Origin of the sequence: Methylocystis sp., from assembly GCF_051061285.1 — a bacterium.
Lineage (GTDB): Bacteria > Pseudomonadota > Alphaproteobacteria > Rhizobiales > Beijerinckiaceae > Methylocystis.
The window spans coordinates 250,503-263,279 of the sequence record NZ_JBPFEA010000048.1; the positions used below are offsets into that span (position 1 = coordinate 250,503).

Consider the following 12,777-nt stretch of genomic DNA (forward strand, 5'->3'; position numbering starts at 1 on the left):
TCTGGGAGGAAGCGGGAATTATAACTCCGTGTCTTTGGGAAATTCAGTCACGCCCGCCTTCGCCAGTGGTCTCCCTGGCGACGCGACGAGCGGGCTGGGCGGTCTCTTCGACAATGCGACGAGCGCGCTGGGGAATCTCCTCGGTTCGGCCAATTATTCCGCGGGCTTCATCCCGAACGGCTTCGTGTTCAGCGCGAACTTTGGCTATCAGGGGCAGAACATCAATTTGCCCGACTTCGGAAAGCCGGTGCTGCCCTTTGACGGCGGCGGGTCGGAGAGCGGGATCGGCTTCAACAGCCTTTCCGACCTCGGCCGCATGGCGCAGGGATTCTGGTCGGATACGAAGGCGCTGTTTTCGAGCGTCGGCCATTTCTTTAGCCATATCGGCAGTTTCTTCCGCCATCTCTTTCCCGTGGCGCTCGATTTGAACGGCGACGGCGTGCAGCTGACGCCGGTGACCTCGTCAAACACATTTTTCGACATGGCCGGCGACGGCTATCAGCATCTCACGTCCTGGGCCGCCCCTGGCGACGCGCTGTTGGCTTATGACGCCAATAATGACGGGAAGATCGACCAGCAGAACGAAATCGACTTCACGCAATGGGACCCGACGGCGACCTCCGACATGCAGGCGCTGCGCGACGTGTTCGACACCAATCATGACGGCAAGCTCAGCGCCAGCGACGCGAATTTTTCGCAATTCAAGCTGATCGTCAGCAACGCCGACGGCACGCGGACGCTGCAGACGCTGGCGCAGGCCGGGATCGCCTCGATCAATCTCATCGAGGACCAGACGACCCGCACCTTCGCCGACGGCTCGTCGATCGACGGCCAGACGAGTTTCACCCGCACCAATGGAACGACGGGAACGGCGGCGACGGTCAGCCTCGTCTATGACGCCGCGGGCGCCGCCCTGCGCTCGACGACGACGCAAAACGCCGACGGCTCGAAGACCATCGACAATAAATCGCTCAATGCGGATGGGAGCGTCGCCAGCGAGCGGATTCTGTCGACCTCGGCGGATGGCAAGACCAAGACGCTGTCGGTCGATCTCGACGGCGACGGGGTGATCGACCAGATCCAGACCTCGGTTACGGTGGTCAACGCCGACGGCTCGAAGACCGAGACGGTGACCGACAAGACCGCCGGCGGCGCGGTTCTGGCCCGGCGGGCGACGACGACCAGCGCTGACGGAAAGTCGATCACGATCCAGACCGACCCGGATGGCGGCGGCGCCTGGACCCGTGTCGAGACGATCGTCGTGGCCGCCGACGGCTCACGCACCAACACGGTCTCGAATTTGAACGTCAACGGGTCGCTGATCGACAAAACGGTGGTGACGACGAGCGCGAACGGGCTGACAAGCCAGACGAAGACGGACGCCAACGGCGACGCCCTTTTCGATTTAACCACGAACGACGCCATCGTGGTCAACGCGGACGGCAGCCGCACGGAGACGGTCAGAGAGACGAACGCCAATGGCTCCCTGCGCGACGCATGGGTGAAGACCACCAGCGCTGACGGTCTTTCGAAGACGACGGTCTTCGATCTCGACGGCAATGCAACGACCGATCTGACGACCACGGAAGTCGTCGTGAAGAACGCCGACGGCTCCTACACGACCACGACCACGAACAATAATGGAAACGCCTCGCTCCGCGATCGGACGAAAATTCTACTTTCGGCCGACAATCTGTCACAGACGACGCAGTCGGACGTCAATGGCGACGGCGTCTGGGACCTGACCACCACCGACGTCACGACGATCAACGCCGACGGCAGCCGGACGCAGACCGTGACAAATTTGAACGCGGATGGGACCAAGCGCGACAAGACGGTGATCGCCAAGGCGGTGGACGGCCGCTCGAGGACGATCCAGATCGACCAGAACGGCGACGCGATCTGGGACAGCGTCGAAACCATCGTCGTCGCGGCGAATGGCTCGAGCGTCGATACGACGACCAGATACAACAGCAACGGCAGCATCATCGACAAGTCGATCGTCTCGACGAGCGCCGACGGGCTGACGCGAACCAGCCAGGTCGACGCCAATGGCGACGCCATCATCGATCTGATCACGACGGAGACGACGGTAAAGAACGCCGACGGCTCGTCCACCCAGACGACTGCGAACAAGGCGAACAACGGCGCGCTGAAAGACAAAACGATTACGACGACGAGCGCGAACGGGCTGAATGTTTCGACGCAGCTGGATATCGACGGCAATGGGACGATCGACCAGACGATTGCCGATGTGACGGTGGTCAATGCGGACGGCAGCCGCACGGAGACGATCACGCAGACGAACGGCAATGCATCATTGCGCTCGAAAACAGTCGTGTTGACCAGCGCCGACCACAAGACGGTGACCACGACCACGGATTTGAACGGCGACGGCGTGACGGATGTCACGGAGAGCGTCGTGACCGCGACGAACGGGGTCACGACCGACACGGTCGCGGAATTCAATCCGAACGGAACCATGCGCGCCCGGACAATTTCAGCCGTCAACGCCACTGGCCTGTTGAAGACCGTTCAGAGCGATGTGAACGGCGACGTCGTGTGGGACACGACGGTTACGGACTCGACCGTGCTTAATGCGGACGGCAGTCGAACCCAAACAGTGTTGACCAAGAACGCCAATGGCTCCCTGCGGTCAAAGGTCGTTGAGACAACGAACGCCACGGGCCTGTCCGTCACGACGCAATCCGACGTCAACGGCGACGGCGTGAACGAATTGACGACGACGGATGTGACCGTGCTCAACGCCGATGGCAGCACGAGCGAAACCGTCACTGATTTCAACGCCAATGGGACGAAGCGCGATCAAACGGTCATCGTGACCAGCGACGATGGGCTGTCGGTCACAACCTCCGTGGATCTCGACGGCAATGGGAGCGTCGACCGAATTCGCACCGACGTCACCACGCTGAACGCCAACGGCGGCCGCGTGGAGACCATTACGGACAAGAATGGCGACGGAACGCTGAGAGACAAGATTTCAATTTCGGCGAGCGCCGACGGCCGATCGAAGATCATTTCGAGCGACCTCAACGGCGACGGGCAAAACGATAGCGTCGAGACGATTTCGGTCGGCGCGGACGGCTACACGGTCGATACGATCGTCGATTACAATCCCAACGGCTCGCTGCGGGACAAAACTGTCGTACAGACCAGCGCCAATGGCCTGTCGGGGCGAACACAAACGGACGTCGACGGCGACGGCGTGTGGGATGTCACCCGGACCGACGTGACCACGCTGAACGCCGACGGAAGCACGAGCGAGACCGTCACCGACCTGAACGCGAATGGCTCGACGCGCGCCCGGACGGTCATCTCGACGAGCGCGAATGGGCTCTCGAAGACAGTCCAGACGGACGTCAACGGCGACGGAACATGGGACACGACGACTGCCGATATTACCGCGCTGAACGCCGACGGTTCGAAGACAGAGACCTATTCGGAGACGAACGCCAATGGCGGGCTCCGGGGCAAGTCCGTCACGACGACGAGTTCTGACGGCAAAACCACCTCGATCAACCGAGACGTCGATGGTGACGGAATAACCGATCAAACCGAAACAATCGCCCTCCAGGCCAATGGCGACGTTCTCGACACGCTCTCCGACCTGTCCAGAACAGGCGCGCTGCAGAGCAAGCGGATCACGACAACCAGCGCCAATGGGCTCGCGAAGACCGTCGCCTATGACAATAATGGCGACGGAGCCGTCGACCGCACGGAAACCGATGTCGCCGTCTTAAACAGCGACGGGAGCCGTGTGGAGACCTACACGGACTACAACGGAACCACGGGCGGCGCCGTCGTCGAGCGGATCGTGAAGACTGTCAGCGCGAGCGGTCTGAACGTGACGACCGAGCGTACGGGCGTGAACGGCTATGAGACGCTCAATTTCTATGCGACCGATACGACCGTTCTGAACGCCGATGGCTCGACGACGGAGACGGTCGCCGTGTCGGCGACGTCGGGCGGCGCGCTCAAGACCAAGGTCGTCACGTCGACGAGCGCCAGCGGCCTGTCGAAGACGACACAAACCGACGTCAATGGCGACGGGCGGTTCGACGTGACGGATACGACGGCGACCAATGTCGACGGCAGCCGGGTCGAGTCCCTCACCAATCTGAACATGGACGGGACGCTGCGCCAGAAGGACGTTTTGACGACGAGCCGTGACGGCCTGACGCAGGGCCTGCAGCGGGACACGAACGGCGACGGCGTCTTCGATCATTTTGAAACCAAATCGCGTAACGCCGACGGCTCGACCTCCGACATCGTCTGGGACACGACCGCCGCCGGCGCGTTGACCTCGAAAATCAGCACGACGCTGAGCGACGACCAGTTGTCGAAGACAATCTCGATCGATTCGAACGGCGACGGCGTGGTGGATTTGAGCCGGAGCCAGACGACCGCGCTGAACGCCGACGGCAGCCAAACGATCACGGACGCCGATTACGGCTCTGGCGGGATTTTGCGCGGCCGGACAGTGACGGCGGTGAGCGCCGATGGTCTCACCAAGGTGTCGAAGATCGATGTGAGTGGCCGCGGAACATCGCTCGAGACACAGAACGATGTCACCGCGCTGCACGCCGACGGCGGCAGCACGCGCACGATCACCAACACCTACGCCGACGGAACGATCAAGGATCAGACCGTTGCGGCGACGAGCGCGAATGGCTTGACGACGAATATTGTGACGAGGGGCTATGGGACGATCCCAGACGTTAACGAGACGATCACGGTTGCGCCTGACGGCGCGAAGACCGACACGGTCTCCTTGACCTATTCGAATTCGGGCTTGGCGACGACCGTCACGACGACGACGAGCGCCGATGGATTGATCGTCACATCCCATGAAACCGGCACGGGGATCGGATGGCAACAGGGTCCCCCACTTTACGTCTATGGCAACCCGATCCCGACCGTTGGCCTAGCGGTCAAGGGCGTCGACGTCACGAGCACGAAGGTCTACGTTCCAAGCTCCAACGGAAGCTATGCTTGGTACGTGACATCCCCAGACAGCTATTCGATTAACCTCCTCGGCCTCAGTTCGGGATATCTGGGCGCTTATGCGTCGCATTCGATCGACGAGAATGGAGTGGACACTTGGGTCTGGAATGAAAGCCCAACATCGAGCTTTAGCCTGTATGGATACACATTCAGCACCTACAACGGCGGCGGGGCCAAGACGATTACGATTGACGTTGCGTCCGAACAAAAATTCGTCGCGATGGCCGAGCGGATGTATGACACGCTTCTCAATCGCGACATGACCGAGAGCGAAAAGCAGTTTCTCGCGGACTATATTACGACGAGCGGCGCTGGTGCGGAGTTCAATCTCAACAAGCTCGCCGCCGATGTCATGACGAACAAGGCCTATTTGGCGGCTCCGCCAGCGACGATCGTCGTCGGGAACTCGCCGCCGCCGACGGAATTTGCCGGCAAATATGGCGCTCTAACGGACGCCGAATTCGTTGAACAGATGTCCCAGAACGCTCTTGGCCGCTACGCTACGCTCGCGGAGCTGAATAAATATCTCTCTCAGCTCAAGGCCGGGACGGTTACGCGCGCCGACATCGCCGTCGCCCTGTCGGAAAGTTCCGAACATGTCGCCGACGGCAATGTCCATGAGACGACAAACAACACGTTGAGCGGCGGGCAACTCGTTTCTATCGATCATACGACCGACAAGCAGGTTGCGACGGATATTCTGGGGCAACTCTATTACGCTGCGTTAAAGCGGACCATGACCGGCGCTGAAATCGCCGCGCAGCTGCCGCGGATTCTCAACGGATCGGCGACGGAGGTTCAGATCGCCGGCGAACTCATCGCGTCTTCGGAATTCGCGACGAAATACGGAACGACGACCGACGCCGCCTTCGTCAATCTCGTCTTTACCAACGTCTATGGCCGAGCGCCGACGTCGACGGAGTCTCAAACCTGGGCCGGCATGCTGACCGCCGGGACGATTTCGAGGGCGGATTTAGTTGATTCGGTTGCGCGCACAATCGATCACGCCAGCCTTGGCGGCGTCAACGTCACTGCGATCGACGTGACGAATACCGGCGCAACGGTCAACACGGCTTCGACCCCCGTGATTTTCGAAAATGGATCTGGCGGAACGGTCTCGAGCAGCGGAAACGCCATCACCCTCAAATCGAACACAAATGTCACGGTCAGCGGCTCCGATGATCCGGTCGCCGTGATAGGAACCGGAAATCAACTGACCGTGAGCTCCGGAAACGTCACCATCGACGCCGCCGCCAGCGCAACTGTCACCGGATCAGCCAATAAGCTCGCGACCGACGTAAACGCGACCTTGTCGGTCGCGGGTCACGACAACGTCGTCAATGCCGGCGGCGGTTCCACAGTGAACGTCGCAGGCGGCGTCATTAGCACTGTCGTGATTGGCTGGTATTGGGTATGGGGATGGCCATTCCCGATCTACGGGACGGAGAATCATACGAATACGATCAACGTCAGTGGCGGCAAGGTCAACATTGCCGCCGGCGACACCGATACGATCAACGGTTCAAATAATGACATTGCCCTTCTCGGGTCCTCAACGATCACGGAGAATGGCAACAACAACAATTTCGTGTTCCATTCAGGGTTCGGGACGGATGTGATCTCCGGTTTCGACGCGTCGGACACGCTGCAATTTGATCATGCGATCTTTGCGGATTGGTCGCATCTTCTTGCCGCTTCATCTCAACAAAGGGCAGATACGCTCATCACGCTCGACGCCAATAACACCATCACGCTCCAGAATGTCGCCCTGTCGAGTCTGACTCAGTCGCAGGCGCAATTCGTGTAAACAGAGGAGACGCCGGCGAAGCCCTAATGGGCGAAATGAATGTCTTTTGGGAAGAGTAGGCGTAGGCTCTGGGGCGATTGGTGGAATGCGGCGATTAGGCGTGCATGGTCTATGCAACAGACCGCCCAACTTGTCTTCAAGCAATCTGATTGCGCGAGTTAGGGTCGGCTGGGAGTCGCGGCCGCAGCGCTCAGCGTCGGATGTAAGATATCAGTCCTAAGCAGACCCATCGGCTTTCTCTGTGACTCATCTGGGCCATCGCCATGCAGCGTGGATAGTGCGCAAGGCATTTCGGCGACTTCAAAAGCGTTCCCGTCATCAGATCGGTTCAACAGGTAAGACATGCGTAGGCGAAGTATCTTTACATGTGAGGCCGGAGGGAATAACCGGCGGCGGATCATAGGTTTAAGGTTCGGCTGAAAATGCACGACGCCGCGACGGATGAACCCGGGCCGACCGGCGAAAAGCCCCGTGAAGAGTCGGCGGGGCGCCATGAGGACTCCGGTTTGCAGGGCCTTTGCGGGATCGCCGCCTACTATCGCATTGTCGCGAGCCCTTATCAGATCCGGCGGGAACTCGCACTTCACGGAAAGAGCGTCAGTTGCGAAGACCTCGTGCGCGCCGCCGCTCTTATCGGACTCAAAGCGCGCTTAATTCGTCCCATACATAAGCAAAGGCTTGCCGCTCTCCCTTCGCCTGCGATCATTCGAACGCGCGCTGGCCGATTTGAAATCTTTGGCGGCAAAATGCCTGCTGGCGATTATCGCCTCGTCGATCCGATCACGCGCTCGGATCGTAGCCTTCCCTTAGATCAAATCCATGAGGCGATCGACGCGGTCATTCTTGTTTCTCGTAGGCTCGGCGGCGCCGGCGTCGAGCCCAAGCATTTTAGTCTTCGCTGGTTTCTACCTTCGATTTGGCGCTATCGTCGGCCGCTGCTTCACGTCCTCGTCGCATCGTTCTTTGTGCAAATCTTTGCGCTGGTGACGCCGCTGTTCTTCCAGGTCGTTATCGACAAGGTCCTCAGCCACAGGGGCTACGATACGCTATTCGTTTTGATCGGCGGATTGGCGGTTATCGGCGTTTTAGACGTTGTGCTTCAGTATTTGCGCACTTATGCGCTGTCGCATACGACCAATCGGATTGACGTTGAACTCGGGCGCCGCCTGTTTTTTCATCTCTTCCATCTGCCGATGGCGTATTTCGAGACGCGATCCGCCGGGCAGACGGTGGCGCGCGTAAGAGAGCTCGAGACGATTCGGTCTTTCTTGACGGGTCAGGGGCTGTTCTCGCTTTTGGACATCTTTTTCACCATCGTCTTTCTCGCGGTTCTTTGGGCTTACTCCTGGAAACTAACCCTGATCGTCATCGCGTCGATACCGCTTTACCTTATCGTCGCGGCGTTCATTCGTCCGATCCTCCAAGAAATGATCAAGGAGAAGTTCAACCGCGGCGCCGAGAGCCAGCAGATGTTGGTGGAAGCGGTCGTTGGCGTGCAGACAATCAAGTCGACCGCTGTCGAGCCCTCGATGCAGACGCAATGGGAGGAAAAGCTCGCTTCATATGTATCGAAATCATTCGATACTGGATTGCTGGGGGCGGGGGGCCAGTCGGCAATTCAATACATCAGCAAACTCACAAACGCGCTGCTGCTGCTGTTTGGCGCCAAGGCGGTTATCGACGGCGAGTTGTCTGTTGGGGAACTCGTCGCGTTTAACATGATTTCCGCGCAAGTCGCGCAACCAATCTTGCGGCTCTCGCAAATCTGGCAAGATTTCCAGCAGGTGCAGATCTCGATCGAGCGTCTGGGCGATATCCTGAATGCGCCCATGGAGCCGTTAAATCTGGCGCATGGGAGTTTGCCGCCTGCGAAGGGCGAGATTGAGTTTAGGAACGTCACGTTCCGCTATCGGCCCGGTTCGCCTGAAATATTGAAAAACATCTCATTTACAATAAAGCCGGGAGAAGTCATCGGAGTGGTCGGACGCTCCGGATCAGGCAAGTCAACCCTCGCAAAATTGATTCAGCGCTTTTATGCGCCTGAAGAGGGACAAGTTCTTGTCGACGGCGCTGACATCCTGCAGGTCAATCCGGCGTGGCTTCGCTCGCAGATCGGCGTCGTGCTCCAAGAGAACCTGCTCTTCAACCGCAGTCTTCACGATAATATCGCGCTCGCCAATCCTGCGATGTCTCGGGCTCAAGTCGTCGCCGTGGCAAAAATGTCCGGGGCGGATGAGTTCATCAGTCGGCTTGCCAATGGCTACGACACCATGGTGGAGGAACGGGGAAGCAATCTTTCCGGCGGACAGCGACAGAGAATCGCCATTGCGCGCGCGCTTGCGATCAATCCTCGGATCCTCATTTTCGATGAAGCGACCAGCGCCCTGGACTACGAAAGCGAACGCATCATCCAGAAAAACATGTTCGAGATTGTCAAGCGCCGCACGGTGATCATCATCGCTCATCGTCTGCAGGCCGTCCGGAGATGCGACAGAATCATCAGTCTCAGCGACGGGCGCATTCAAGAGATGGGCGCGCATGATGAACTCATCCGCAATCCGAACGGTCTCTACGCTCACCTCTGGTCTCTTCAGAACGATTTGGAAAACGTTTGATGCGGCTAAAGAGGAGAACCGATCTTTCGGAGCCAAGCGCTGACGCTCTGCCTCGTCTTCGCGCTGCGGCGGAACGGCTCGCGCTCGTGAAGTGGGCGCGTTCCGACGGAGAGTTTCTTCCGGCAGCCATCTCGATTCTGGAAACGCCGCCCTCTCCGATACATATCGGTCTGCTCTGGGTAATCTGTTTGCTGTTGAGCGTCGCGCTGACGTGGATGTATTTCGGCCATATCGACATCATCGCAATCGCGCAGGGAAAAATTCAGCCTGCTGGCCGCGTAAAGACGATCCAACCGCTTGAGACCGGCCGCGTGGTCGCGATTCATGCAGAGAACGGGCGGCATGTCACTGCCGGAGAGGTCTTGGTGGAGCTCGATCCGGCGGAAGCCGCCGCGGACGAAAGGGGGTCCTCGATCGTCTACCTGGCCTATGTCGCGGAGAAAGCGCGCCGGAAGGCCGCCTTGAACGCGATCGCCAATAATTCCTACGACAAGGAAATAGCTGTTGATTGGCCGACGGAGATTCCAGACCAGCTCAAGGCGCGGGAAGGTCGCATCCTCAGAGGGGATGTAAGACAGCTTCTGAGTTCGCTTAAGAGCATCGATGCGCAGCTCGATCAAAAGGAAGAGGAACAGAAGCGCCTCAAAAATACGATCGTGAGTCAGGAATCGCTGCTCGCGACTCTCAAGGAGCGCGTCCTTATGAGAAAGGGGCTGCTCGCCCGCGGATCGACGCCAAGGGCGGCGGTCATCGATTCGATCGAGGCGCTGCAGGTCCAGCAAACCAACCTTGCGACCCAACAAGGGCAGCTCACCGAAGCTCAGGCCGCGAGCCGCGTGCTGCGGCAGGAGCGCGCAAAGCAAGTGGATGCATTTGTCGCTGAGAACGAACAAAAATTGGGCGAAGCAGAGCGCCAGATCGATGATTTTGAACAAAGGCATAAGAAGGCGCACGAGAAAACCGAGCATATGACGATCAGGAGTCCGATCTCTGGGACAGTATTTGGACTGTCGGTCACCACAAGAAATCAGGTTCTTGCGACTGGCGAAGAACTCATGCGGATCGTGCCTGATGACGCTGAGCTCGAAATCGAATGCTATGTCCAAAACAAGGACATTGGATTTGTAACCAAGGACCAGCCAGCTGTTGTGAAGGTGGAATCATTTCCCTTCACGCGCTATGGCTCGCTTGACGCGACGGTGACGCGTGTTGCGCATGACGCGATACCTGAGCCTGACGCGCAAGCGCTCGAAGGCAATCCGGCAAGGCCCGCCAAGAATAGCTATTTCGGCGGCGGGCAACGCACCCAAAATCTCGTCTTTCCGGTGACCCTTCGCTCGGAGCGTTCGACGATGAACATCGATGGCGTCGACATTCCGTTGTCTCCAGGCATGGGCGTTTCCGTAGAGATAAAGACCGGACGGCGCCGCATTCTCGAATATTTGTTTTCTCCACTGCTCGAAGTGGCGTCTCGCGCGATGAAGGAAAGGTAATTTTAGCTCAATGTGCAGGCTTGGAAAAACGCCGATGTGCGCGCGCGCGCCGAGCGATCAGCCGCGCCGGCGACATTTTGTTCTAGCCTGTATTGTGTGCTGTATATTTTATGCGCCGGCGCAGGCGCGTGGAGATACGATACACGGCGCGTTAGAGAAGGTTTACACGACAAATCCCGAAATCGGCGAACAGCGAGCGAACGTTCGCGTGCATGATGAAGAGATCTCAAAGGCCTATTCCTACGCGTGGCCAAAAGCCAGCATATCCGCAACGGGCGGGCCGCAGAGGACGCTGATCCGCGCTCCGGCCGGGATCGATCAGTTCAGCAGCAGAAAATATCAGAGCGACAAATATTCGGGCAAGCCGCTCAATGCGACCTTCTCTTTTCAGCTGCCTGTGTTGGATGGCGGCAAGGCGAGCGCTAGTCTAGGTCAAGCGGAATCCGGCGTATTGGCCTCAAGGGCAATTCTTCGTGACGCCGAGCAGCAGGCGCTCTTAAAGGGCGCGACCGCGTATATGAATGTGCTGCGCGACGCCGCGGTCGTTCGTCTCAAGAAGAATAACATCGGCGTTCTGCGCGAACAGTTACGGGTAACAGTGGATCGCTTCGATTTCGGCGAAGTGACCCGCACCGACGTGGCTCAAGCCGAAGCCGCGCTCGCCCAATCCCAAGCCGATTTCGCCGCCGCTTTCGGCGCGCTCGAAAATAGCGCCTCGGTCTATCATCAAACGGTCGGCGAGGAGCCAAAGCTGCTGCAACCGGCGCCCTCGCTTGAGGCGCTTCTTCCAGAAAGCCGCGACGACGCAATTGCGGTGGCTCTCGCCGATCACCCGTCCATCGTCGCCGCAGTTCACCAGATCGATGCCGGAGAATCGGCCGTCAAAATTGCGGAGAGCGCGATCCTGCCGACGGCGTCGGTCGGCGCTCAAGTCATTCAACAATTCGATTCATATTTTGGCTATCCAAAAACCCGGCAGTTTGGCGCGCAGGTGTTTGGCCAATTGAACGTGCCGCTTTATCAAGGCGGCGGCGAGTATTCGGCCATACGGCAGGCGAAAGAGCAGCTCGGTCAGGCCAGAATTCACGCTGACGTCATCAAGAATTCTGTCAGAGCGGCGGTTATTCAGGGCTTCAGCCAATTCACGACAGCGAAGGCCGCCGTTTCATTCAACATGAAAGCCGTCAAAGCCGCTGAGGTGGCGCTGCGCGGGGTCAGAGACGAAGCCGCTTTCGGACAACGCACGACGCTCGACGTGTTGAACGCGCAACAAGCGCTGCTTACTGCTCGCGTGAATCTTGTGACGGCGCAACGAGACAAGGTTGTGGGCTCCTATGCGGCGCTTGCGGCGATCGGGCGCCTCTCCTATGCGACTCTCGACCTCGACGTTATGCCTTACGAGCCATCGGCGCATCTGGAACAAATTCAACATAAGTGGATCGGCGTCTCCGTTCCCGGGGAGCAGCAGAATGAAGCTCAGTCAATAGCCGATCGCTTCTTCCCGTGAGCGGCAAAGAAAGGGCACCCGTCTAGCGCGATCGATCTGCGGTTTGGGCATGGTGGCTGCGAGATGCGGATAGAACGTCGGAATCGAGCGGCGATTTCATTTGGCGAAAAGTTGATTGACGATCGTCCGCCCAGCCACGCCGACGATTTCTGTGCGACGCGCAGTATATCACATTTTCGACTCCTTTGCCGACGAACATTATGAGTTCATTTCCTAATTTTTGAGGAAGAATGCCCCTCACGCCCCATCTGCGCCGGCTCGAAGCCGAAGCGGTTTTCATTTTGCGAGAAGCCGTGGCCGAGTTCCGGCGTCCGGTGATGCTCTATTCTA

General features: G+C 58.7%; 4 protein-coding genes and 1 pseudogene. All 5 read left to right on the plus strand.

What is annotated here, in order from left to right:
- Positions 1-28 precede the first annotated feature (28 nt).
- The gene (locus tag ACR65T_RS17680; RefSeq protein ID WP_434497709.1) at positions 29-6,832 is read left to right on the plus strand and encodes a DUF4214 domain-containing protein; all 6,804 of its coding nucleotides are present in this window, start codon (positions 29-31) and stop codon (positions 6,830-6,832) included.
- A 422-nt stretch (positions 6,833-7,254) separates the two neighbouring features.
- Positions 7,255-9,447, plus strand: coding sequence for a type I secretion system permease/ATPase (locus tag ACR65T_RS17685; RefSeq protein WP_434497710.1), 2,193 nt, complete (start codon positions 7,255-7,257; stop codon positions 9,445-9,447).
- Positions 9,447-10,940 carry an HlyD family type I secretion periplasmic adaptor subunit gene (locus ACR65T_RS17690; RefSeq protein ID WP_434497711.1) on the plus strand — a complete coding sequence of 498 codons (1,494 nt, stop codon included), beginning with the start codon at positions 9,447-9,449 and terminating at the stop codon, positions 10,938-10,940. The genes ACR65T_RS17685 and ACR65T_RS17690 overlap by 1 nt, the downstream gene beginning before the upstream one ends.
- A gap of 34 nt (positions 10,941-10,974) precedes the next feature.
- Positions 10,975-12,447, plus strand: coding sequence for a TolC family outer membrane protein (locus ACR65T_RS17695; protein WP_434497712.1), 1,473 nt, complete (start codon positions 10,975-10,977; stop codon positions 12,445-12,447).
- 230 nt (positions 12,448-12,677) lie between these two features.
- Positions 12,678-12,777 (plus strand): annotated as a pseudogene (locus ACR65T_RS17700) (sulfate adenylyltransferase subunit CysD); the annotation flags it as partial.

Bases quoted from the DNA above. Each gene is read 5' to 3' on its own strand.
- ACR65T_RS17685 (WP_434497710.1), top strand. From the start codon at position 7,255: ATGCACGACGCCGCGACGGATGAACCCGGGCCGACCGGCGAAAAGCCC.
- ACR65T_RS17690 (WP_434497711.1), top strand. From the start codon at position 9,447: ATGCGGCTAAAGAGGAGAACCGATCTTTCGGAGCCAAGCGCTGACGCT.
- ACR65T_RS17695 (WP_434497712.1), top strand. From the start codon at position 10,975: ATGTGCGCGCGCGCGCCGAGCGATCAGCCGCGCCGGCGACATTTTGTT.